The sequence below is a fragment of the Saccharothrix sp. NRRL B-16348 genome, assembly GCF_001280085.1.
Lineage (GTDB): Bacteria > Actinomycetota > Actinomycetes > Mycobacteriales > Pseudonocardiaceae > Actinosynnema.
Genome location: NZ_LGED01000180.1, coordinates 1 through 24,991 on the forward strand (window position 1 = coordinate 1; position 24,991 = coordinate 24,991).

A 24,991-nucleotide genomic window follows, 5' to 3' on the forward strand; every position below is an offset into this window, starting at 1 on the left:
GAGCTGGTCCCACTGGCGCAGACGCCACCAACACCGCGCCAAACAAGCCCACTACCAGCGAAGACAGACACAACATCACGAACTGCGGCTGGAGTACTAAGCCGCCATCATCAAAGCAGGCCACGTCGGTCGGACGACCCGTTTTGCCACGAGCACGGGCATTCGTCCGAACACACACCTGCGTCAAATCACCCGCTGGTACGAGCAGCTGTCCCTAGTTGTTGCGGGTCGTGACGTTGGTGACGGCGGGGCGGGGCTGAACGGGCGGACAGGTCTTCCGACGGCAGGATGAGAAGTGCGACCAACTCGTCCGCCGCGCAGAAAGACCCGTCCGTGAATCTCCTATGTCAAGCGGCGGCAGGCTGACCGTGGGGCGTAGGGCTGGTGTGCCTGAGCCGGTGGTAGACGATGTCGGCCAGGTGGCGTCGCAGGACGCGCAGGGCTTCGGTCTTGGTGTCGCCTTGGCTGATCCGTTTGTGGTTCTCCCGCCTGGCCTACACCGAGGCCCTGCCCGACGAGAAAGCGGTCACCGCGATCGGGTTCCTGCACCGGCCAGGGCGTTCTTCGCCGCCCACGGCATCGGCCACATCCACCGCATCATCACCGACAACGGCTCCTGCTATCGCGCCCACGACTTCGCCAAGGCCCTGCTCGGAGCCCGCCACCAGCGCATCAAGCCCTACACCCCGCGCCACAACGGCAAGGTCGAACGCTACAACCGCATCCTCACCGAAGAATTCCTCCACGCCCACGTCTGGACCAGCGAACAGCAACGCACCGACGCCCTGGCCGTCTGGAACGTGCACTACAACTACCATCGACCCCACACTGCCGCTGGAAACCAACCGCCAGTAACCCGGCTTCTCGACGGCGTCATCAACGTCATGGCCTCGCCTACACGCCGAGGTCGAAGCCCTGCACCGGCCTCCCTCCGCCGACACGCCCACGACGTGACCACCGCCCTGCAGATGGGGTGCGCGGTTCAGCACACCTACTGGGTCTGGTCAGCCAGGCAATCCACGCGCTGCATTCATAACCGAGACGCACGGACCCCACCACATCAACGAACTGCGCCCAACACCCGCCAATGCATGCCAACTGCGGAGAAGTGCAGCTAACAGGAAGCAGAGCCTCACTCCGCCAGTGCTGTTCCACAAGTGTTCTGACCAGCACAAACAGAGAACCAGCACGTCAGCCGGCGCAGTTCACTTCCGTTCGGAGCCGTCGCACGTCGCTGAACTCTTCCGTCTGCTCCAGATTTGCTCCACACACCGCAGTATGAACGGCGCCAAAGGGTGCCGGCCTCAACCGCCGAACACACGGTCCCCACGCGCGGTGTGGAACTCGATCCGCACCGGCAACGCCGCGGCCAACCGCTCAACCAACCGCTCACCCCGCTCATGCCACGCCGCCGTGGTCGCCTCGTCGGGGAAGCCCGAGCTCTCCGGATCGCTGCGGTTGTACACGGCCTGGAACTCGTCGTCCCACACGTCGATCGCCTTCGCCAAGTCCTCAGGTGCACCGAACTCGGCCACGAGCCGCTCGGCAGAGCAGTTGTCAGCGATAACCTCGTCCGCAGTACGGACCCAGAAGGGGTAGCACTCCCACTCCGGCGCCACTCGGACCGAGATCAGTCGGCTCATTCTCCCCATCCTCGGTAGTTCGGATCCGCCTCCGCACGCGGGTCACGTCGCGCGTCCTTGAACGGTGTGGACGCACTGCGGATGTTGGCGCCGACGATGAAGCCGTTGTCGCCCACCGACACCGTGATGTAGTGCGTCTGGCCACCGTACTGGACCTCGAAGATCGGTCGTCCGGGCGGCTTGCCCTGGTAGTAGCCCGTGTACTTGCCTTCGGCGGCCGCTCGGTGCACCACCTCGGCGATCTTGTCCTCAGAAATCCCCGCGGCGGTGAACTCCTCCTTGTGCTTCATCACGTGCGCAAGGCCGGACTCCTTGTTGGTACGCGGATTGACCCCGCCCTCCTCCAGAAAGACGATCTTCCCGTTGGGGTCCCTGCCGATTTCGACGACCTTGTCCGGAGAGATCTTCACGCCGTTGTCCTGAGCTTCGGCGATAAGTTCCTGCTTCTCCTGCTCCCGACGTTGCCGGTCGGCCTCGCGCGGGTCCTTGTGCTGCGGATCCGGGTCCTTCCGACGGAGCCTGTCGACCAACTCCTTGAGCTTGCGCCATGCCATGCGCAGCACCTCGGCGAGCCCGTCGAGCCGTCTTGCCACGTTGGAAATGGTCTTGAGCAGCTTGCGCACCACGTCCGCGATCTTGGCGGCGTACTTGGCAACCAGGCTGGTGGCCTGCATCGCCACCACCGGCGCCGCGGCACCACCCGTGACGAGAAGTTCCAGTCCCCAGACCACGAGCCTGCCGACCGCGTCGGCGATCAGGTCGCGCACGAACTCCCGCACCGCCGCCACGATCTCACCCATGACCGTGACCACCGCGCCCACACCGCTGCACACCCTCGACGCACCACGCAGCGCGTCGACCACTTCTCCGGCACGCGCCCGATACGCGTCACCTGCGGCACCGCGCCACCCGGCAGTGCGGTCACGCGACGTGGTCTCCAGGTCACCTGCCGTCCGTTCGACGCCTTCGCTGATGTTCCGCCAGGTCTGCGCGTAGGCGCGGATGACCGGCGGTGTCCCGGCCAGGTCGTTCAACATGTCCTGCAACGGCTGGACGTGCTCGATCAACCACCCGACCCCGTAGGACGCCAGCGTGCCAACCGGGTCCATGTAGACACCGAGCGCTTCAAGCCCGGCACCGACGATTCCCAGGCCTGCCTCGACCCAATCGCCGTTGTTGATCCCGTCCAGCGCGGCCTGCCCTGCCTCCAGCAGGCCGATCCCGGTGATCGCGGTGGTGTCGTCCTCCGGTTTCGCGACGAACGGGTTGTTCACCCGTGCCCCAACCTGTCGAACCGGTCGACGTTGTCACTCTCGACCTGCTCGTAGACCTCGGCGGTCACCTTCAATGACTCCGCCATCGAGTCCAGTGCCTCGGCCGCCTGGGACAACGCCTCCACGCCCCACTTCTCCAACGGTTCGAGCATCAGCGTGAACGGTTGACACAGCACCCCGTACGCATCCGCGGACATCGACACCTGACGCGCCGCGTCCAACGCCTGCGCCAACACGTCCCCCTGCCCCTGGACCTGCTCGGCGTGCTCCCGAACCTCACCGGGCACCACCTCGAACGCCACCCGAGCCTCCGGTCTCGTCGGCGGTACGAACAGCAGCCTTTGTACGCGACAGGCCGACGGACGACCTTCGGATCGAGGACAGGTAACCCGATCAGTCGAACCGACGTGTCACACATGCCCGGATAGCTCTTGACGACCGGTTCCGCGCCCACCGCAGGTATTACCGATTCGCGTTCGAAGTACCCATCAGCCGTACATACAACTAAAAGCGCCGTGAGTTCTCCTGGAGATCTTGGCCGTTCTCTGCTTTGACAGGAGCAGACGATGCCTACTCGCCGCACGCCGAGGACCAAGCCCGACGCCATCGACTTCGACAAGGTCATCGCCACGTTCGGCCGCGAAGTGACCAAGAAACTGCGGACCCACGACGGCTCAGCCGAGGACCACCTACGCGGTCCTTTCGAGCGCATGGTGTCCAAGATCGCCGAAAGTCTCTTCCTGTCCGTCACCATGATCGGTGAAACGCGGCTGCCCGACCTGTCGGTCCGCCCGGACTACGCAGTGGACGTCAACGGCGCACGCATCGGGTACGTCGAACTGAAGAAGCCCGGCCACGGCACACCGGAGAACTGGACCTCTCCCAGCAAGCACGACCTCAGGCAGTGGGAGGCGCTGCGCTTGCTGCCCAACGTCCTCTACACGGACGGCGAGCAGTTCACGCGCTACACCTTCGGGAAGCTCCAAGGCAGGGTGGCGCGTCTGGAGCCGGGCCTCGATCAAGCCGGAAGCAGGCTGCGGGCGGTCGGCATGGACTTCGCCCAAGTGATGACCGGCTTCCTGTTCTGGCAGCCCGAACAACCCCGTTCACTGGACGAACTGGTACGGGTCGTCGCCAACCTCTGTCGCCTCCTGCGGGACGACGTCGCCGCCGAACTGGCACGAGAGCTGTCCGGGGCGTCGACCAGCGGAACGTTCACCGGGCTGGCGATGGACTGGCGCCAAGCGCTGTTCCCCAACGTGACCGACCTCGAGTTCGCCGACCAATACTCGCAGACCGTGACCTTCGCCCTCCTGCTCGCTCGAGTAGAGGGCGTCGACTTCAACGGCAAGCCGATCCGGGAGATCGCGAGGCTGCTGGGCAAGAAGCACTCGTTGATGGGCCGCGCGCTCACCGTCCTCACCGACCAACCCGAAGACGAGCACAGCGTGGCGCTGACCACGATGCTCAGGGTGCTCGAAGTAGTGGACTGGGCACCGTTCCCGGACGACTCCTACGCCACGTTGTACGAGAACTTCCTGGCCGAGTACGACCCAAAGCTCCGCAAGAAGAGCGGCGTCTACTACACACCCGCGGAGCTGGTCTCGTTCACCACGAGGTTCGTCGACGACATCCTTCGCTCACGGCTCGGCCGCAACCGGGGCTTCGCCGACCGGGACGTCATCGTGGTCGACCCGGCCATGGGCACCGGCAGCTTCCTCGCGGAGGTCGTCAACACGGTGGCGCACACCGTGGAGGCCGAGGAAGGCCCTGGGGCCGTCGCACCCCACTTGCGCGAGTTCTCCGACCGCTTGATCGGTTTCGAGAACCAAGCCGCCCCCTACGCCGTCGCCGAGCTGCGCATCCACAGCCTGCTGAAGAAGCGGCATCAGGCCGAAGCTCCGGCCAAGGAACGTCGCTTCCTCGCCGACACCCTGGACGACCCTCGCGTGCAGATACTCCAGATGGGAAGCATGTACGGAGCGATGGAGAAGTCGCGCCGCGGCGCGAACCGCGTCAAACAGGAAGAGCCGGTCATGGTCGTGATAGGCAACCCGCCATACGTGGACAAGGTGCGTGGCACGGCGCCGTGGATCGAAGGCCGGTCGAACAACAGGATCGCGGTGCCCACCCTGGACGCGTTCCGGACGGCCGACAACGGCAGCCGCGAGTACACACTGCACAACAAGTACGTCTACTTCTGGCGCTGGGCGACGTGGAAGGTCTTCGACGCCCACCCCAAGCACCCCGCCGGGATGGTCGCGTTCGTCTGCTCAGCCGGTTTCACCACCTCTCCCGGGCTCGCGGGCATGCGGCGGTACCTGAGAGAGACAGCCGACGAAGGCTGGATCATCGACCTCACTCCCGAAGGCCACCAACCTCCGGTGAACACCCGCTTCTTCCCGGAGAACCAGCAACCCATCTGCGTGGCGGTCTTCGTCCGCCGTGGCCAAGCCGACACCACTACCCCAGCCCGCATCCGGCGCATCGCCGTGACCGGGACCGTCGCAGAAAAGGCGGCCGCCCTGAATGCCCTTCACCCGGACTCGACGGGATGGCAAGCCTGCTCCGACGGGTGGCATGATCCGTTCCAAGCACCCGCCCGCACGCAGTGGCTCTCCATGCCGACCATGACAGATCTCATGCCCTGGGCGTCCCCTGGCGTCAAACCCAACCGGACCTGGGTCTACGCACCCGACAAGGAAACACTGGCCCAACGGTGGCGCACCCTGGTGTCAGCGCCCCTGGCAGCCAAAACCGCTTTGTTCCGAGAAAGCCGTGACGCGAGCCTTCGCCGAATCAATCCACCTCTTCCAGGCTTCCCTCACAACCCAACGGCCTTCCTCTACGAGCAGAGCGAAATACCCAATCCGGTTCGTGTTGGTTACCGGAGTTTCGATCGCCAATGGTTGATCCCCGATGCGCGTTTGATCGCGACGCCACGCACAGCGCTCTGGTCGACGCTCAGCGACCAACAGATCTTCCTCATCGAGCGACACGCGGACCCGATCAAGACCGGTCCTGCCTTGGTCTTCACCTCGCTCCTACCCGACATGGACCACCATTCGGGTCACGGAGGCGGCCGTACACTACCTCTGTACCTGAATGCCGGGGCATCTGCTCCGAACATCACGCCAGGACTGCTCGCCTGCCTCGAAAGCCGGCTTGAGACCCAGGTGACGGCCACCGATCTGGTCGCCTACATCGCCGGAATTACCGCTCACCAGGCGTTCACCCGTCACTTCGCGGCAGACCTCGCGACACCGGGCGTCCGTGTTCCACTAACCTCCAATCCCCGCCTGTGGGACAACGCTGTACGCACCGGCAAAGAGGTGGTTTGGCTCCACACCTACGGCGAGCGCTTCGTCGACCCCGCAGCTGGCCGCCGCAGTGGACCTCCTCGGATGCCTGATGATCGACCTAAGGTTCGGCTTGGCATACCGGACACCGAACACGGCATGCCGGAACGCATCACCTACGACGAAAGCACGAGAACACTCCACATCGGTGCCGGCACCGTTGCCCCGGTCGCGCCCGAGGTGTGGAACTACGAGGTCGGCGGCATGCGGGTGGTCAGACACTGGTTCGGATACCGCAAGAAGAACCCCTCCGGCAACCGCAGGTCAGACCTTGACCACATCGTCCCCACCACTTGGACTTCCTCGAACACGAGCGAACTGCTCGACCTCATCCACGTGCTTGGACTCCTCGGAGCGCTCGAACCTCGCCAGGACCGCCTGCTCCGAGACATCCTCGAAGAGCCGCTCATCACCGTGGACGACCTGTCAACCGCAGGCGTCCTCCCGGTACCGATCACCGCGAAGAAGCCGCCCAGGCCAAGCACGCAACCCGACCTGTTCTCAACAGATTAGGTCTCGGAACCTACTTACCGGTCGGTCGTCAGGTATCCGGTGAACCTTGTCGTCTTTGCGGACCTCGTCACCCCGCGTCATACCTTCGACATGCCGGCCAGCAGTTCGAGCACGTCGAACGCGGACTGCCGGGTCAGCTCCTCATGAAACCGCTGGTTCCGATATCCGCGCAAGCAGCCGTAACAAGAGGTCTCGGCACCGCAGTCGCAGTCGCGGACCCGATCCCGCGCCGCCTCGACGACCCCGTCCAGCGCCTCGGCGATGCGCAGTACCCCACCGGCACCTCCGGGAACGGTGTCGAACAGGACGATGCCGATACCGCCGCCCGGACGCGGGTGAAGGGTGCCGTCGATGTCATCCCTGTTCAGCTCCAGTCGCTCGGCCGCACCTTCGAGCAGGGCGTACAGCAGCGATCGCCAAGCACCAGGGTCGGGTGTCGGAGGCCCGACCAGGGGACCGAAGGTGATATTCATCAGGTCCGTCTCGTAAGGGTGAGCGAGTGAGCGCTGCCTCATCGGCCCCGTGCACTCGGTGCCCCGGAGCAGGTGCTCGTGCGTCGATTTCGGCCTACTGCCGTCGAGCGCACGACCGGCACCGCACCAATCGCAGATCAGGTATCCCGCGCGGTTAGGCCCCTCGGAAAGGGCGATCAATCGACCGCGCGACCCGGCCACTACATCCAAGGCTCCACCGCTGGGCGCCAGCCAGGTGGTCGTGGTAGTCGCCTCGGCCGCCAGCGCGAGGACGTGGGTCGCCCCGTTCCAGCTCCGCTTCGGCGGCGTGGTGGTGGTTCGACGCGGTTCCGGCTCCGCGACGAAGCCGAACTCGGGGACGTAGTACTGCCTCGGCGCGCGGGTCGCGAGCACCGAGCATGAGGGACAGGTCGGATCGATGTCGTCTTCGCCCTCCCAGTAGTGCCGGCAGTGCTCGCACACGAAGTAGTGCTTGCCGATCAGCTCCCGGTCGGGAAGCCTGTAGACGCCTCCCGAGCGCCACAGGTGGCCACCTGCCACGACCTCGCCACCTGGGGCGTATTCATGAATGGCCGCGGACAGGTCGCGTGTGAGTTCCAGCTTGCGGCCGACCGGGGAGCTCGAGTAGGTGGTGCGCAGCTCGACGGTGTCGACGGGAAACCCGTACTTCGGCAGGACGTTCCGGTTGGCGAGGAAACCCAGAAGATCCCGCTTGGTGAGCGTGTTGATCGCCATCTCGTAGCGGGTGACGAGGTAGCCCTTCCGGTCCTCGAAGGCCCGCAGCCTCCGCTCCTCGAAGATCGAAACGTCCTGAACGAGCTGGGCGCGAACCTCCTCCAGCAGCTTCCCCAACTCGTCCACCCACGCGTCGGTGTCCACGCCAATCTCATCCCGGACTCGTTCGGGAAGGACGCGCACCAACGACTGGCGGACCTCCGGTGGAACAGGCGAGAGGAACGCGTGGACGCGAGTGGACGGCGCCCGGTCACCGAGGAAGAAGTCACCAGCGGTCGACCAGGTCTCACCGGCGGTCCGCTTGGCGTGCCGGAAGAACGCGGACAGCGCGATCGAGTGGGCGTGGCGCCGGTCGATCCGCTCGTTGCCGAGGGGCACGTGTGGCGCCCGGGTCTCGCCCGCGATCATCGAGACGGGGTCGGCGTAGCGCGTGAGGTCGTGGGAGCGCCGCTGCGCGTAGGTCACCACCAACGCCGCCGAGTCGGTGCGCCGGCCCGCCCGACCGGCACGCTGCACGTAGTTCGCGGTCGTCGGGGGCATGTTCCGCAGGACCACAGACTGCAGTTCCCCCACGTCCACACCAAGCTCGAAGGTGGTCGAGCACGACAGGACGTTGACCTGTCCGTTGACGAACCGCTGTTGGATGTCAGCGGCTTCCTGGCTGGTCCACTGCGCGGTGTGCTCCATCGCCAGCATGGGCACCGGGTTCATCGACGCGTACATCAGCCGATAGTGGTTGTCGTCCTCGGCTGCGGGCGGAAGGGTGAACTCGTGGAGCCGCCCTGAGCACCCGAGCGTGGGGCAGACGCCCCGAACCGAGAGTGACGTGATCCGCCGGCAGAGGTGGCAGCGGTGCACGGGACGCGTCGTCGATGCCAGCTTGAGCCAGGTGTGGTCGATTCTGCGGACCGTGCCGAGTCCGCGGATGTTCTCCGTGGTCAACCATCCATCCCGCCAGCTGGTGATCAGTTTCCAACACCCGCGCAGGAGTGCGGCGGCGTCCATGTCCGAACCCAGCGCCCGCAGGACGCGGTCCGCGTAGTCGAGCCGACGGTTCACCCCTCGCGTGGGCAGCCAGCTCAGCACCTTCCGCTTGCGTTCGGCGCCGTCCTCGCGAACGTAGATGGGCCCTCGGCGTGGATCGAACGCCTCGTCGTTCGGGTCGACCCCCTCCGGCATGTCCAGCACACCTTGCTGTCGCAGGCTGCGCAGCAGTTCCTCCAGGAACGCCCACCCCTCGTCCTCCGTGAGCCCGAGGGCACGGAGAGGTGGGGGAAGCTGCCAACCGCGGCCGCGACCCATCTCGACCCGGAGCAGTCCCAAGCCCTCCAAGGACTGGCGGTCGTCGACGGACACCAATTCCTGCATGATCCACAACAGGACTTCGCGCTCCCGCTCTTGACGAGACATGCGGCGGGTGAAGACGCCGGCGCGATCGGCGGCTTTCGCCGTGTGGAAGGCCAGGTCGGGGATACTGGCCGACTCCTCGTCACCGGTCGCCGCAGCCAGTCCTTTCAGCAGGAGCGTGCGGTACTGGATGCTCGAGTAGCTCGTTTCCAGGTAGGGCGCGAAGTACGCGGCAGCTTGCCTGCTGTCGCTGAACGTCAGCAGTTTGCGGCCTTCACCGGGCTGATCGGCCAGGTCGTCGTCGGGTGACGGCGGTTGCGCTTGGTAAAGAGCGGTCGCCAGGACGGATACCGCCGCGTCGTTACCGCTCTCGAACAAGCGCACCATGCCGGACTGGCCCCTCGCGCCGCACGAGGCGCACCCGCTGGGTGAGTCCTCGTGCGTGTCGAGCAGCCGGACGGGCCAATGCAGGTCACCGGTGCAGCCCGCCTTCCCGCAGTCGGTGCGCGGGGTGGTGTGGAGCGTGCCGCAAGACACGCAGAGATAACGGTCCTGAGCGGCGAGGGGTCGAGTGTCCTCGAGCGCGTCGTCGTCCTGGTCCACCAGCATCGGCGCGTCACCGAGCAGCAGCCAACCTTTCCTGCCCTCTCCGCCGGCGCGCGGGACGAACCGGTCACCGTTGAGCACTGTGCCGGTGAGGTGGACGGCTCCGCACCGCTTGCAAGCACCGAACTCGAATACCGCACCATCACAGGACGGGCACGTCTCGTGCCGGCCGAGGGACACGTGCGGCCCGGATGCGGTCAGGCAGGTGAACGCGCCTTCGGTGGCTCGGGCGAACAGGTGGTAGCGAGCGGACAGCACCGGGGAGCCACCGCTGTCGTGGACCGCGCTCCCCACCGCGACCATCGCCGCCAAGACCTCGCGCCGGTGTTCCTCCTCCGGCAGGAGTTCGACGGCGAGCGTGTCTAGAGTGTCCGGACGTTGAGCCAGTTTGGTCCGCAGCTCGGCCATGCCGAGTTCGTGAGCGAGCGCCGCGCCGGCGTCATCGGCGGCGAACCCGTGCTCCTTGGCGAGTCGCAGGATCTCTGCCCCGGGATCGGTTTCGAGGGAGAGTTCGAGGTAGGTGGACCCGGAAAGCGGTCCCCAGAACGGTCCCGCCGGCATGTCCACCCGGGCTGCCCGCACCAGGTCTTGGCGGGTCGTGTCGTCCTCCACCCAATCGAAAGGGGCGTCGAACAGCTTGGTCGCGAAAGTCATCACCTTGACCGGGTCGTCCCCGACGGTCGCGCTCGTGGCAATGCACTGCACTTTCGCATCCGGTGCCACCCGGTCACGCAGCCTGCGCAGCAACATGGCGACCTCGGCGGCCTTGGCCCCGTCGTAGACGTGGGCTTCGTCCAGGACGATGTACCGCCAGCTCCGTCCCTCGAACAGCTCCAGGTCAGCCGGTCGGAGCAGCAGGTACTCCAACATCGCGTAGTTGGTCAACAACAGATGCGGGGGCCGCGCCCGCATCTCCTCGCGGCTGAGCAACTCATTCGGCAGGCGCGACTCCCCTGGGTTGAGCGCCTCGAAGGACTCGACACCTCGACGAACGCTGTCCGGCGTGTCCCCCGTGTAGCGACCGAACGTGATGGCGGGGATGTCCGCCAGCAGACTCCTGAGCCGCTTGAGCTGGTCGTTGGCGAGGGCGTTCATCGGGTACAGAAGTAGGGCGCGCACCCCCGGTCCGAGCTCGCCGCGTGCGTGTTCGCCGACCAACGAGTCCAGGACGGGGAGCAGGAAGCTCTCCGTCTTGCCGGATCCCGTGCCCGTGGCCACCACGAGGTTGCGGCCTTGCGCCGCCTTGTGCAGCGCCTGCTCCTGGTGCCGGTAGAGCGGACGGTCGAGAGGCAACGCCCGGCTCCCCAAGTCAGCGAAGGACGGGCTGAGGACGCCTTGGTCGATCAGCTGGCGCAAGGTGGCCCCGGTGGCGTACGGCGGTGTGGCTTCGAGCAACGGCCCCTTGGTGAGCATGGGGCTCCGGGCGATCTCCTGTGCGAGTGCGTTCGCGATCCGCGGCTCCCGGACCGGGAGCAGGGACCCCAGGTACCGCCGGTAGCTCTCGACGATGAGTTCACTGGTCGCCAGGGAATCCAAGGTGCGGCTCACTCCGCCCCTCCTCTTCATACGTGATCAACAGCTCGGCCAGGACCAGGTCGAGTACGGCCAGTTCGGGAGCGATTTCCGCCAAGCGCGCCCACACTTGACGGAATCCCCGCTCGACACTGCGACAAGCTGGAACCCCTCTCGCCGCGAGCCTCGCGACGATGGCGAACGCGGAGGACGCGGCCGGGATGGCCCACCACCCCGTCCTGCCCACCGGTGGCTTGCGGGCCTCGATCTGGGCCCGGAGCACCGGTCGGTCCGCCACCAGGTCCGGCAAGCTCCTCAGCCACGTCGAGGCCGACTGCCCGACCTTCCTGACACCGTCTTCGTCACGCCGGTCGAACAGCCGGCGGGCGGCCACTGCCCTGTTGTCGGCGTCCAGCAAGCCGTGCGGCACCACTTGTGCGGCCCGCCACAGGCCCTCCAACTGCTGGGGCGACATGGCGGTCAACGGAACCACCTCGGGGCCGAACCGCCCCACACCCGCGTGCGGGTCTTTCCCCTCGGCGACGATCACGTCGACGGAGTCACCGCACTGACGGCGGGCGGAGTGGAGGCACTCTTCGTCCGCGGCGGCTCCAACCAGGGCTCCGGCCAGGGGTGACATCGCCCAGAGCCGCCGTGCCGCTTCCGCGTGGTGGCTACCGGGCACGAGAGACGATGCCAGTCCGGCCGAAATGACGGCGGTCACGGTCTCCTCCGGCGTCAGGTGCAGGCCGACCAGCGCCTCGAGCGCATGGATGGTGTTCCACCGCAACGGGCGCGCGCACGCGTCCCGGAACTCCACGACCTCATGGACTTGGCGCAGCCGGGGTGCCAGGTGGATCAGCGTCCACAGCCGGCTGAGGTCCTGGACGTTCCCTGGGAAGTCGCTCCCACCCGCGACGAACCCGGACAACGCCTCCTCTTCCGGATCCTCGGAGGCCAGGTGTCCTTCGCCGGGCACCGTTGTGTACCGCTCGGGCCAGCTGGGCCACTCGACGGGCACCCAGGGGTCGTCAACGCGCAGCTCCACCAAGAGGGCCCCCGCGTGGCGCAACTCCGGTGGCAGAAGCACACTGCCGTCGCCGGCTACCGGCACGACAGTCGGACCGCGCCACGGCGCCGTGGTCGCATAGATGCCCGCGGTGAGTCCTTCTATCAGGACCGGCTCGACCAGCTGGAGGCGGTCGTCCGCTCGCCGGATGCCCTCCGCGAGCCGGCGTGGCCGGACGGTCGCCACTCTGACCGGCGTCCCACCGAGATCGAGCACCAGCTCCGCGCCGTGGTGTTCGGCGACTGTGTCCGCGATGCGGACCAGGCTGTAGCGCGCCGTACCGGCCTCGACCCGACCACTCGGCGGCACCGTCTGGACGACCGCACCGGGCGCGACCACCTGGAGCGGTGGGATGGTGGCAGCCCCAGGGATGCGGACCAGCAGCTCGCCTGGTTGATCGGCGAACACATCGGCGGCGATGCGCAGCGACCCAGCCGACCAGACCAGCGACTGATCGGCTTGCTCGTGCATCACCTCCAGGTGCGGCGGCATGACGACCAGGGGTTCAGTCTCGGTCGAAGTGCGGTACTCGACGACCTCAGCCTTCACGTCGGAGGCGAAGTCGAGGACGCGTGGAGCAGCCGTGGCCCCGACCGGTGCGATCAGTTCCGCCCGCCCGCGTTCGAGACCGCGTCCCTCGAAAAGGCGGACCCCGGGCTGAAAACGGCTCTCCAGCCCTTCCGCGACGAACAACGTGCGGTTCGCCCCGCGACCCAGCGGTCCGCGCACCGTGATGTCGAAGGACCCCAGGACCGGTCGCGGCAGGTCGTCCCACAATTCCGCGAACGACTCCTGTGCTCTCACGGTACGGCTCGTGGACAACACGGGATTGTCATCACCGCTTCGTCGGAGCTCGATGGTCCACTTCGTTTCCGCGTCCTCACGACCCGGCAGCCAGATGACGGGAAGTTCAGAGTGCACAGGGGTGCCGTACGGGGTGGTGATACCGACGACCGGACGACCGACCTCGATTCGCGGCCGTTCATGACCGCGGATGGGACGCCGCGTGGCCGGGATACCCGCCAGCTCCAGGGAGCGGACGCCGGCCAGGCGCATTTGTCTGAGCCTCCAGCCGATCCATCCGAGTGGGAGTTGGCCCTCGATGGTGATCCGAAGTGGACCGTCCGCGACCAGTTCGTGCTCGTCCGGGTGGACGACCCAGACGTCGTCCGGGGGCAGGGGCATGTTGGCGGCAAAGCGCCTGCCGTCGGCCGCGAAGACCAGGAGCGGTGACTTGGCGTCCACGACCGTCAGCTCTGTCCGGTCGGCGTCACCGTCCGTCGCAACCACCACCGTGCGGACCGGCTGCAACAGCGTGAATGCGGAGGGCGGCACCGACTCCGCCAGGCCTGCCCACTGCGCCTGGCTGCGCACCGTCCTGGTGGTGCCGTCGGCGGTCACCGTCCACGCAGCGGAACCGCCGACCATGTCATAGAGCGCAGGCAGGATCACCTCGACGCCGCGTCCGAACGGGTCGAGCCCGATACGCGGCCGTTCGGCGCGACGGCGGCTGGACGCGCTGGAACGGCGCGGCTGGGGCTGCAGGACGCCGGAGGAAACGAGTTCCTGAGCGCGGAGCACCACCCGTGTCGGCAGTGCCACGCCCTCTAGGTCTGGGGTGAAGTCGCCGAGCCGGTCCAGCAGGTCGTAGGTGCGGCTCACGAAGTCGAGTGCGTAGTCGCTTCCGTACTCCAGGAACCGACGGGCCGGTACGTCCAGTTCGTTGAGCCTGTTGGGCACCGCGGTCGCCCAGTCGAGGAATCCTTCGGGGTCGAGATCCGGGTCGAGGGCCCTGCGGCGCGCGACGAGGTGGAAGTAGTCGTCCAGGCAGTAGGTCGGGATGCCCGTGTGCATGAGGATCGGTCCCACGTACTTGGTGCGCATCTCCGCGAAATCGGGCATGCCGAGCCGTCGGACCGCGCTGTGGAACCCCTGCCCCCAGGTGACCCGATCATGCTGGTCGCCGTCGTACGCCAGGCTTCTCCACAACTCCGGCCACAGTTCACCCTGTCGGTATTCGCGGGCGGCGATCCCCGTGAGGGCAACGGCGACGCAAGCGGGCCAGCGCGTGAAGAGGACTTCCGTGTGTCCTCGAGCGACCCACTTGTCGTACATCCGACCGAGGGCCTTCGCCGCCTGTCGGGAGTGCTCGTCCTTGACCTCCAACTCCGCCACGAGCGAGCACCCCCGAAGGCGGTCAGACCACTGCCTTTCCCGAATGTCGAGCAGCTCGTCGGACGTGACTTTCCGGGGTGTACCGACAGCCGCGCCTCGCCCTACGACCATCGGCAGCCTCCTCGCACGGTCAGGACTGTTGACCGACTCATCGCCAGGGCGGACCTATCGTTACACCGCGCATCCGAAAGACAACGATGCCTCACAACAACAGCAGCAGACAGTCCGTCTGCTCGCAAACCTGGCCAAGCGGTCCGCGAGTGACGACCGGGCCGGCACAGAATCGCGAATATGTCTTTCTTACGACGGAACGAGCCTTATTCACGTCGCGCGCACAACCTGACGGCGGCCCAGCTCACCACCGGCGAAACGAAGGCCGCAGCGACCCACCTAAGGGAGGCAGCCGCCCTGCTCGCAACCTCCGACGATCCGGCGGCGCTGCCCCAGCCGGACTTAGAACACTCTAAAGAGCCTGCCACACCCCGCAAAATGCAATATCCTTAACAGCTCCACAACTGCGCCCAAGATCGATCCGATCCTCACACTGGATCAAAAGAGCGTGAACGAGTTTCACATTCTAGATGCCAATGAACTGCATCCAACATCCGCTAATGCATGCCAACTGCGGCGAAGTGCAGCCAACCAAGCTGAGCCTCAGTCCGCCAGCATGGTCCGGCGGTTTCCCTGACCAGCGCAAACAGAGAACCCGCACGTCAGCCGATGTCGTTCACTGCCGTTCAAAGCCCTCGCACGTCGTTCAACTCCATCGCCTGCTCCAGATCTGCTCCACCAACCGCAGCATGAATGACGGCAGCGCCGACGCCAGCCGCCCGGCCAATCGCGCGCCCCAGTCGTGCGACGCCTCCGACGTCGCCTCGCCGGGAACGCCCGAGCTCGCGGGGTCACTCCGGTCATCGACAGCGGGAACTCCTCGTTCCACGCATCGATTCGCCGCGGCCAGGTCTGGCGGCACAACGGGTTCGACCACGAGCCGCTCAGCAGATCAATTGTCGGCAATCGCCTCTTCCGCAATGCGAACCCAGAACGGGAAGTATCCCACTCCGGTGCCACACGGATCGAGACCAGTCGAATCATTCACCATCCTTGATAATTTGACCAAGTCAAGCTCCATGTCCACCTTCGGCTTCTACCGCTGACGCCTGCGTCCGAGCCAGAACCTTCTCCACCGCAGCCAATGAGGACCTGTGAAAGCACTCGATCGCTCCGGCAACTCTGCCGGAGCGATCGAGTGCTGGAGGCAGCGGATGTCAGCCGATGTTGGCCAACGCTCGGTGGAGGTCCGTCTGCCCCGCATCCGGGCGAACAGGGCTGCCGTAGGGACCCGCAGGGTCGCCGCCCAGCCGGTTGAGGCACTCGGTGAAGATCAGCGCCTTGCCGTTGACCCAGCGAGGAAGGGTCGGGCGCCAGCTCTCGAGTTCGTACGTGGGACCGGTCACCCAGTTTCCTCCCTCACGCGGCATCGGGATCCACGAGTTGAGCTGGTGGCACTCCAGCTGATCCCAGATCGTGTCGGCCAACTTCCCGTGGAGCCCCGGCACGCAGCGCTGGACCGCGTGCCACTGGTCGACCACAGCGTCACGCGGGTTCAACGCGAAGGCGGCGTGTCGCCGAGCCTCGCCCGTCGGCTTGAGCACGATCTGGAAGTGCCCCTTGTCCCACTCGGCGACCTTGATGCTCTCCACGAACTTGCTCGGACCGCAGTACGGGGCGGCACTCGCGGGCGGAGCAAGGATGACCAGACCGAAGGTCGCAGAGGCCAGGCTCGCAGTCCAGGAAATAAGCTTGCGCAAATCGACGCGGAACCTCTTCTTTCGAACCATGGCGACACAAACCCTTTCAGTCGGTGACAGGTTGACGATCTTACCCTGAAGCGCGCACAGCAACCCCTTCTAAAATCGATTGGCGTACTACAGCAGGACAACGTCGATAATTCCATCTTGGCGGCAGATTTCTACCCGCGAACTCGAAGTTCGTACAACTTCGCACACGCCACACAGCCCTTGCCTGCACCTCATGTCATTCGGTGGCGCACGGCGACTGGTACGGCTTCCCCGGGACGTGCTTCGCCCATTCGTCCTCGGTGATCGGGTCGCCGGTGGTGGCGCAGACGAGTTCGGCGGCACGTTCCGGGTCGGTGTGCCACAGCCACGCGGTGTTCGAGGCCGAGCCCGCCGCCAAGACGTCGGTGCGTGGGTGGAAGTCGAGGGTGTAGACCGCGTCCGTCGGCAGGGTGAGAGTCGCCTGGTGCACGGGTCGGTGGCGATCGCGCATGTCCCACAGCCACACCGTCCCGTTCGTGACCGCAGCGGCAAGGGTCGTGCCGTCGGCGTTGAAGGACAGGGCGTGCACATAGTTGGTCGGCCCCGTCAGCGGCGCGCCGAGCACCTCGGGTCGGGCGGGGTCGTCGAGGTCGTACAGCCGGACGGTGCTATCGGCGCTGCTAACCGCCAGCGTCCGCCCGTCGGGACTGAACTCCGCCGAATATGTGTAGTGGTTGGTCGGGGTGAAAGGCTCTCCCAGCAGGGCGGGGCGAGCGGGGTCGGTGACGTCCCACAGCCGCACCGTCTTGTCGAAGCTCGCCGTGGCCAAGAATCGCCCGTTCGGGCTGAAGCTCAACCATGACACGGTGTTCTGGAAACCGGTGAGCGTGGCCAGTCGCACGGGCCGCATGGGGTCGCGGACGTCCCACAGGTGAGCCGCTCCGTCCTGGCCGCCGGTGGCCAGGACGTCGCCGTCCGGGCTGAACCTCAGCGCCTCGACCTGCTGCTCGTGAGCGGGAAGCAGCGGACCGAGCGGAACGGGGTCCGAGGGGTCGGTGACGTCCAGAAGCCGCACCGTACCCGACTTGCCCTGACCCGCGGCCAGCACATGGCCGTCCGGCGCGAAGGCCAGGGTTCCGTTGAACGCGTCTTGGTTGCCCAAAGGTGCGCTCAGCGGTGTGGTGCGCATCGGATCCGCAGTGTCCCACAGCCGGGTTTCCGCGCTCCCGACCGCCAGTGCGTTCCCGTCGGGGCTGAAGGCCACCGCACTCACCAGGTAAGTCATGCCGCCGAGTACCGGCGCCCCGAGCGGCCACAACCTCGCGACGCCGTCGTTGGCCCCGGTCGCGATTGACTTGCCGTCGGGGCTGAACTTGACCGCGGTGGCGGGCGCCGGGTGCGGCATGGTGGCGGTGACCCGCATGGTGGCCGCGTCGAACACCCGCACACCCAAGTCCGCGTCGGAGCTCGCCACGGCCAGGGCGGTGCTGTCCGGGCTGAAGGTGACTGCGTTGATCCAACTCGTCGCACCGGTGATCGGTGGGGTCGACGCTACGGGCGCCCGGGGGTCTTCCACGTTCCACACGTAGGCGGCGAAGTCCGCGCTCCCCGCCGCCAACAGGTGACCGTCGGGGCTGAAGGCCAGTTGGCCGATCGCCTTGGTCGGTCCGGCGGGGCGGGAGACGACCGAGGGGTTCGCCGGGTCGGTGATGTCCCGGATCTCCACCGCGCCACCCTGCGTACCGATGGCCAGGAACCGCCCACTGGCGTGGAAGGACACCGACTTGGCCGCGCTGCCCTCGATCCGGATGGGCGCGCCGGTGGCCCTCACCGATCCATCTTCCTTCACCTGCCACAGCTGCACCGACCCCTGGGAACCGGTCGAGTCCGCCGCAGCGGCGGTGGCGAGCGACCGCCCGTCCTGGCTGAACACCACCGAATACACCTTCCCACCGAGTCCGGTGAGCGGGAGCAGCGGAACCGGCTCGGCAAGCACCCTGGTATCCCACAGCCGGACCGTGCCGTCGGCACACGCCGCCGCGAGCAGGCTTCCATCCGGGGCGAACGACGTCGCGTAGATCTTGGCGTCACCGGCGAGTTGTCCGCCGAGTCGGGGCCGGGCCGGCTCGGCGGTGTCCCACAGGCGCACCGTCGTCTCCGCCGCGGCGGCCACCACCTCGCCCGAGGGGTGGAACGAAACCCCGGACATGATGCCCGTGTCGTCGCCGGCGAGCATCCGTACCGCGGGCCGCATGGCGGACGCGTCCAGCAGCGCCGACCTCGCCTCCGCGGTCGGCGCGGTGCGGTAGGCCGTCAAGGCAAGTTGGCGACTGAGCGTGACGTCCTTGGTGCGCAGTTCGCCGGCGCGGATCGCCAGCATCCGCGACAGCGCGTCGTCGCGTTCCCGGATTGCCGTGGCGCGTTCGGTCAGGGCGCTTTCGCGCTGCTGCCACGCCACCACGCCGGATGCCACGGTAAGCACCAAGAGCGAAACCAGCGCGACGATGGTCCGGTACAGCCTGCGCGTGCGGCGCCGGGCGTGCCGGTTGCTCGCGTCGATGAACTTCACGGCGACCTCGGGCAGCTCGCCGGAATGCTCGGAGGCCCAGGTCCGCGCGGCCACCAGCCTGGCGCCCCGGTACAGCAGGCCGCGCTCCCGGCCGTCCCGGTCCCAGTCGCGCGCGGCGGTCTTGAGCCTCTGGGCGAGCAGCAGACCGGTGCGATCGGATTCCAGCCATTCACGCAGCGTCGGCCAACTGGCGATGAGCGCGTCGTGGGTAATCTCCACCGCGTCCGCGTCGACCGTGATCAGCCGCTCGGCGATGAATCGGTCCAACAGCTCTTCGACGTCGTCGTCCCGCGTTTCTCCACTGCCCCCGGTCAGCTCCTCTGCCAGCTCCACACGTGGTACCCGGCGGCGAGTCTCGGCGCTGTCCGGGTGGATTTGCACCAGGCTCAGGAACAGGCGCCGAGCAAGTTCCCGCTGATCCGGCGCAAGCCCCGTGTAGACCTTCTCCGCGCTGTGCTTGATCGCGCCGTCGAGGCCTCCGATGGCGCGGTAGTTCTCGGCGGTCAGTTCGTTGCCACGGCCCTGCAACCAGGTCATGTGCAGAGCGTGGGACAGCAGGGGGAGCACACCGGCACTGTGCGCCGCGCGGCCGCTGCGGGAGGAGATGTCGTGCAGGAGCGCGGCCATGAACTCCGGGCCCACGTTCACGCCCGCCTTCGTCGCAGGCTGAGTGATCACTTCCTCCAGTTGCCGTTCGTCCATCGGCCCCAGGGTGATTGGGCGCTGGACGGCGGTGGCGAGCGGCGGGTGCGCCAGAGCAGCGGCGTAGAAGTCGGCCCGCAGCCCCACCACGACCAGCGCTGCATCCGGGCCGGTGGCTGCCGCGCAGAGAGCCGCGACGAACGGATCTGCGGTCCCGCTCCCGTTATCAGCCGACCGGCTCTGATCATCGTGCCCAGCGAGGACTTGCTCGAACTGGTCGACCACCAGCACCATTCGCCGCGTCCGGGGTGGTACCGCTCCTTGCGCCTGGGTCAACCTCCGCACGTAGTCGCCCGCCACAGCCGGGTCTGCCCGCAACCGCGCCTCGACGCCCGCCCGATCTTCTCCCAGTGCATCGGCGAAGACCTCGACCAAGTGGTCGAGCGGACGGGGCGCGGCGGGCAGCAGGATGGTGGTCCAGTGTTCGCTGCCAGGCAGCCGGCCCCGCGACAGCGCGGCCATCACCCCGGCACGCAGCAGGGAGGACTTGCCCGCCCCCGAAGCACCGACGATCATCAGCACGCCGCCCGACGCCCGGTCCAGCTCCGCCAACCGGTCCAGCACAGCGGTCACTTGTTCATCCCGGCCGAAGAACCACTCGCTGTCCTCGACCCCGAAGCTCTGCAGCCCCCGGTACGGCTCGACGCCGAACGGGGTGGCGCGGCCCACTCGGCGACGCCGCGCCGACCGAAGCCGCCGCACCGCTTGGAGCCAGCGTTGAACGACGTCGTCACCGGTGACGTCGAGTTCGTACAGGAGCCGGACGAAGACCTGCTCACTGCCCTGTTGCGGCAGGCCGCCTTTGAACCAGTGCTCGATGGTGTTGTGGCTGACGCGGTGCATGCCGGCCGCCTTGGCAACCTGGTCCGCTAACTTCCGCAGCGGCAGGCCGCTGATCTCGCGCAGCAGGACCATCGCGTCGGTGAATTCATTTCGGGAAACAAAACGATCCGGATCGGGTTTTTCTGAGTTGACCTGCAGGACATCGGTCACCGCAACTCCTCATGACTGCCAACCAGCGGATTGCAGTCACGCTACGGCATTGGCCAACCGGCGGGTGTACGAGCCTGCCCGAAACCGAGGCAATTCCTGTTCACAATGGAATATCTGCAGAGTTCCGCGGTTCAGCCTCCGTGGTCGCGGCGCGAGTGCCGCGACCACGGAGCCCGCGTCAGGCGCAGGTACCGACGCCAGGGATCCGGTACGGGTATCCGGTATCCAGGTTAGCGTCCGCCACGTAGCCCTCGGGACGGTTGGGCCCACCCTCCCAGACCACGTAGTTCCACAGGTCAGAGGTGCCGTAGTAGCCGGTGATGGACTGCCCTTGGCGCTGGCATACAACGCGGACCTGAGTCCAGGCCGGCACAGTGATCACGGGCTTGCAGCCGAGGTTCGGTGGCAGGTTGACGGGGTGGTAGCAATCCCTGATCGTCGCTCCGTCCCCGCCTGCGGTGGCCGCGTGCCAAGCCGCGCTCGCGGGCAGGGCGGTGAAGGCGATTACCGATGCCGCCACCGCTCCGACCGCAATAGTGCGGCCGAGCAATTTCCGCAAAAGTCGCATTTCAACTCCTCACTTATTGGATTCAGAACTGATGGGAGTTCGACGCTCCCCGGCGTCGTCCGTTTGATGCGTCGCTCGCTCATTCCACAGCTCGGGTTCCGGCGATTTCAACGATTTCACCGGCTTTCGGACACCTTCGAACTGCCTCGGACGACATCGCGTGACAAGTGCCGCGACGGTTCGGGGAAGGTCGAACCAACGCACGACAGCCCCGTCCAGCGAAGGACACGCCCCACAAGGGACTGCCCAGCCCGGACAGGGCTGTCGTACTCCCGGATGAGCCAGTCGCCTTCCAACGCGACCAGCGATGTCAGTACAGTTTTCGCACTGCCTCCCGGCCGTACCACTCGGGTCGCACGGTTTCGGGCGCGGCCACGTCAGGGGATGGGGGCTGGGACTGCAGGTTCCCCGTCCTGGTCAGCTCGCCCAAGGCGTTGATCTGCACCGTCTCGCCCGCGCGCACTGCTCGTTCGACCGCGTCGGCCAGGCCGTCCCGACCGGGTCCTCCCTCTGCGGCGAGGTCCCGACCGACCTGGTTGTTATGCAGATCCATGGCGTGCCTCACCGGGCCGCCCGCGGCGTTCTGCTCGTGGGCGGTGGTGAACTGCTCAGCGAACCGTTCACCGAACTCCCGCACGAGCAGCGCGTTCCAGTAGGTGTGCCGGAACGCGTCACCCCGGCCGTCAACCGTTTCCTCAGGGAAGCGGTCGACCGCCTCCTGCCTCGCCAGCTGGGAGACCTCGTTGAACCTCAGCAGGTCCGCACCAAGAGGTAACGTGATTCCGGCGATGGTCCCCGCCAAGCCACCGAGCCAGGCGCCTGGGACGTCACGCCCCAAGCTCAGCAGGGCGTCGGTCTCGCCCCGGTTGAGTCGCACGCCTTCATCGCTGCTCGCGAACTCCGCCAGCAGCGAGCCCAAGAGCGTCTGCGGACGGTGGTCGGCCTCGACGTGGAAGTCGTCCAGCAGGCGGGCGTGAAGCACGCTGCCCCACACGTGCCCCGCCGCCGCCGCGTCACCGAGCGAATCCACCTCTTGCGGCACTCGCACGTCGCCTCGCAGCACCTCGTCGAACAGGAAGGAGAGATCCTCGTCGATCCGCTCGGCGCGCTCCAGCACTGCCCGCACCCGCATCCGCACCTGCCACACCGGGGAATCCAGGAACGTGGTGAACAGCAGCGGTTGCCCTCCGTCCTGGGGTCGCACCTCCCCATCGTCGCCGATGGCGTGCTGGGCTCGGCAAGCGAGATCCTCCACCTCTACGACTTCCCGACGAAGCCCTTCAACGCGATCCGCGACGTCGATCAACCCCCTCCTCACGCCGGCAACCGACGCGACGAAGTACTCCATGCGGGTCTCAAGGTCTCCATGAACCTCCGCAGCCTTGTCCGCAGCCTCCGACATCCAGTTGGACAGGGGTTCCGCAGCCGTGATGTCCTCGTTGAGCGCCACCAGGGCCGCTAGCTGGCTATTGAGGACGCGGATGACCTCCTCGAGCGGCTCAGCGGTCCACTCTCGGACCTGCCCGTACGAAAGACCTCTGTTCACTCGTCCGTTCCCCATTCGAGCCGAAGGAAGCTGCGCTGCACCTCTTCTTCCTGCTGTTCATAACAGTCGGCACTGTCGACGAGCTTTTCCGAGTAATCGGAAACAGCCGCACCCCAACTCTTCACGAAGTTCCGCCAAAATTCGGCGAGGTCATCGGCGCAGTCCGCCGACTTAGAACCGGGCAGAGCGCGAGCTATACCCTCGCACAAGACATCGGCCGCATCCAGGACCTCCGCCGCCTCACCGGCGCTGCGCGCGGCGGCGGCGGCTTCCTTCAGCGCCCCGGTGAGCACCTCGTACTTACCCAACACCGTGTTTCCCCTGATCGAAGTGACTGATCCCGGCATGACAGCACCGCTACGCGGTGCAGCGGTAGCACTGGACGCACTCTCGGACAGATTCGAACACGGCCTGCCCGGCGTGAGGCGCAGGTCCCGGGCGATAGGACGAATGCCTGATGTAGTACGAACACCACCAGGATGCTTGAAACCTGACCCTTCACCGAGTTCACTGAGACCAACACTGGATAAGGTTGACCAACCATAAATCAGCACGGACGGACGGGCAAATGAAGATAATATGCTCACCCAGCTTCATAGCACGACTCACAATTATCAGCTTCCTCACAGGCACTCTTACCGCTTCGTTCATCTTCTTGCGATGAACACATCGTCGTGACAATGTTGCCCATCGTTGCCCGCCTCCGAACTGGCGAGATCAGGCGTGGATCATCCGTTTTGAGGACTCGCCACCTGCACTCCCAGCCGCAACGACCTCGAACAGTGAAGACTGCTGGAGGTCAAGCGTGTTCCACATGACGGCGATTTCGACTATCGCCGGATATGAAACCTCGACTGAGTTCACCTGGAACGGTCCGAAGATCCACCCCTGGCCGGACGCGAGCTTCCCAGCCATTCAGCCAGTAATGAACAAGTTTCAAATTCTAGACATCAACGAACTGCACTAAACGCCCGGCAATCCATGACAACTTCAGCGAAGTGCGGCTAACAGGTTGAGCCTCAACCCGCCAGCATGGTCCGGCCGTTCCCTGACCAGCGCAAACAGAAAAGCCGCACGTCAGCCGGTGCCGTTCACCGCCGTTCGAAGCCGTCACACGTCGTTCAACTCCACCGCCTGCTCCAGATTTGCTCCACACACCACAGCATGAATGGCGGCAGGAGCTGAACTCAACCGTCGAACACGCGTTCTCCGCATCCGGCATGAGACTCGGTCCGCACCCCCGGCGCAGCAGCCAACCACTCGCCCGCTGGCACAGCGCCGAAATCGTCCGCTATCCGCTCAGCCGAGCAATTCACCGAGCCCGGATCGCCGCCCTCACGCACCACCAGCGGGTCAGTGGGGAGCGAGCTACACGAAATCACACGCGGTCACAGGCGTGGCAGGTAGGCGGCGACCTCGGCAATGGCATCGAGGGTGTCGTGGTCGAACTGCCCGCCAGCTGCATTTTCTGCCTCGGCGACGGTAACCGCCGCACCGTCGCGGTCGCTGCCGTAGCGCAGCCCGGTGAACTCGACGTGCCCCAACTCCAACAACGCACCGCCGAGCGGAGTGATGTCGCCGCTGCCGTGGATCTCCATGAGGCTGTCGAACTCGCGTGCATTGCGGGCGTTCATCAAGCCGACCCAGGCCACCGACACCACCGCGGTGTTGCCCGCCTCGTCGGCTACCGCGAACAGCACCCGCTCCAGGTGGGTGCAGCGGTGGGCGGTGAAGAACTGCTGCACTTGTCCGAAGGAGACGGCGACGCACTCGGCCTGCTGCTTGGCGGTGCGCTTGACCTGCCTCAGCCCCATCCGCTGCCACGCGCCCTCAGACCCTTCGCGCCGAGCAGCCTTTTGCCCCTCGCTCTTGCGGGCCCGCAACTGCCCCGACGAACCTCCCAGCCGCACCGACCCGACCCCGACCTCAGCCGCCGCTGGCGCCGCCGCCCCGACACCGCCCAGACCGGCAGCTCCCCCGCCGCCGGCGAACGCCGCCATCGCAGTCACGCCGGCAACCACCACCCCGATACCGCTCTTCTTCTTCGTGATCGGTCTGACGCGGCCTTGGCCATCGGTGAAGAAGTCCGGCATGGTCCACCCCTGGATGGATTCAACTGATCGACC

Annotated in this window: 13 protein-coding genes and 1 pseudogene; 2 read left to right on the forward strand and 12 right to left on the reverse strand. The window is 66.4% G+C overall.

Translation table 11 applies throughout. From position 1 onward, the window contains the following. Positions 1 to 480: 480 nt before the first annotated feature. Positions 481 to 893, forward strand: a pseudogene (locus ADK67_RS49030) (integrase core domain-containing protein); the annotation flags it as partial. Between the two features lie 411 nt (positions 894 to 1,304). Here ADK67_RS49030 and ADK67_RS16675 read toward each other — a convergent pair. The 3 genes from ADK67_RS16675 to ADK67_RS16685 are packed head-to-tail and all read right to left on the reverse strand — an operon-like array spanning position 1,305 to position 3,219. Then, positions 1,305 to 1,643, reverse strand: a complete 339-nt coding sequence (locus ADK67_RS16675) for a hypothetical protein (RefSeq protein ID WP_157620467.1) — start codon at positions 1,641 to 1,643, stop codon at positions 1,305 to 1,307. Continuing rightward, positions 1,640 to 2,917 (reverse strand): WXG100 family type VII secretion target, encoded by a 1,278-nt coding sequence (locus tag ADK67_RS16680; RefSeq protein WP_053717353.1) that lies wholly within the window; start codon positions 2,915 to 2,917, stop codon positions 1,640 to 1,642. The genes ADK67_RS16675 and ADK67_RS16680 overlap by 4 nt, the downstream gene beginning before the upstream one ends. Further along, on the reverse strand, positions 2,914 to 3,219 hold the full coding sequence (locus ADK67_RS16685) for a type VII secretion target (RefSeq protein ID WP_053717354.1): 306 nt from the start codon (positions 3,217 to 3,219) through the stop codon (positions 2,914 to 2,916). Before ADK67_RS16685 ends, ADK67_RS16680 begins: the two co-directional genes overlap by 4 nt. Positions 3,220 to 3,483: 264 nt before the next feature. Between ADK67_RS16685 and ADK67_RS16690 the strand changes: the two genes are divergently transcribed. Further along, positions 3,484 to 6,789 (forward strand): type ISP restriction/modification enzyme, encoded by a 3,306-nt coding sequence (locus tag ADK67_RS16690; RefSeq protein ID WP_053717355.1) that lies wholly within the window; start codon positions 3,484 to 3,486, stop codon positions 6,787 to 6,789. A gap of 77 nt (positions 6,790 to 6,866) precedes the next feature. Here the strand turns inward: ADK67_RS16690 and ADK67_RS16695 are convergent, their stop codons facing one another. The 9 genes from ADK67_RS16695 to ADK67_RS49035 form a co-directional block, all read right to left on the reverse strand. Next, a complete protein-coding gene (locus tag ADK67_RS16695; protein WP_053717356.1) occupies positions 6,867 to 11,498 on the reverse strand; it encodes a DEAD/DEAH box helicase in 4,632 nt (1,543 codons plus the stop codon). Then, on the reverse strand, positions 11,464 to 14,706 hold the full coding sequence (locus tag ADK67_RS16700) for a hypothetical protein (RefSeq protein WP_157620468.1): 3,243 nt from the start codon (positions 14,704 to 14,706) through the stop codon (positions 11,464 to 11,466). Before ADK67_RS16700 ends, ADK67_RS16695 begins: the two co-directional genes overlap by 35 nt. Before the next feature lie 1,268 nt (positions 14,707 to 15,974). Next, on the reverse strand, positions 15,975 to 16,409 hold the full coding sequence (locus ADK67_RS16705) for a hypothetical protein (RefSeq protein WP_053717358.1): 435 nt from the start codon (positions 16,407 to 16,409) through the stop codon (positions 15,975 to 15,977). A 334-nt stretch (positions 16,410 to 16,743) separates the two neighbouring features. Next, entirely contained in the window at positions 16,744 to 20,751 is a 4,008-nt protein-coding gene (locus ADK67_RS16710; protein WP_157620469.1) for an nSTAND1 domain-containing NTPase, read from the reverse strand. A gap of 178 nt (positions 20,752 to 20,929) precedes the next feature. Continuing rightward, entirely contained in the window at positions 20,930 to 21,319 is a 390-nt protein-coding gene (locus tag ADK67_RS16715) for a hypothetical protein (protein ID WP_053717360.1), read from the reverse strand. Between the two features lie 310 nt (positions 21,320 to 21,629). Further along, positions 21,630 to 22,865: a DUF6973 domain-containing protein gene (locus ADK67_RS16720; protein WP_053717361.1), complete on the reverse strand. Its 1,236-nt coding sequence runs from the start codon at positions 22,863 to 22,865 to the stop codon at positions 21,630 to 21,632. After that, positions 22,862 to 23,176 carry a hypothetical protein gene (locus ADK67_RS16725; RefSeq protein ID WP_053717362.1) on the reverse strand — a complete coding sequence of 105 codons (315 nt, stop codon included), beginning with the start codon at positions 23,174 to 23,176 and terminating at the stop codon, positions 22,862 to 22,864. Before ADK67_RS16725 ends, ADK67_RS16720 begins: the two co-directional genes overlap by 4 nt. A 406-nt stretch (positions 23,177 to 23,582) precedes the next feature. After that, positions 23,583 to 23,780, reverse strand: a complete 198-nt coding sequence (locus ADK67_RS16730) for a hypothetical protein (RefSeq protein WP_053717363.1) — start codon at positions 23,778 to 23,780, stop codon at positions 23,583 to 23,585. Positions 23,781 to 24,253: 473 nt separating this feature from the next. Next, entirely contained in the window at positions 24,254 to 24,958 is a 705-nt protein-coding gene (locus ADK67_RS49035; protein ID WP_053717364.1) for a hypothetical protein, read from the reverse strand. Between the last annotated feature and the right edge of the window lie 33 nt (positions 24,959 to 24,991).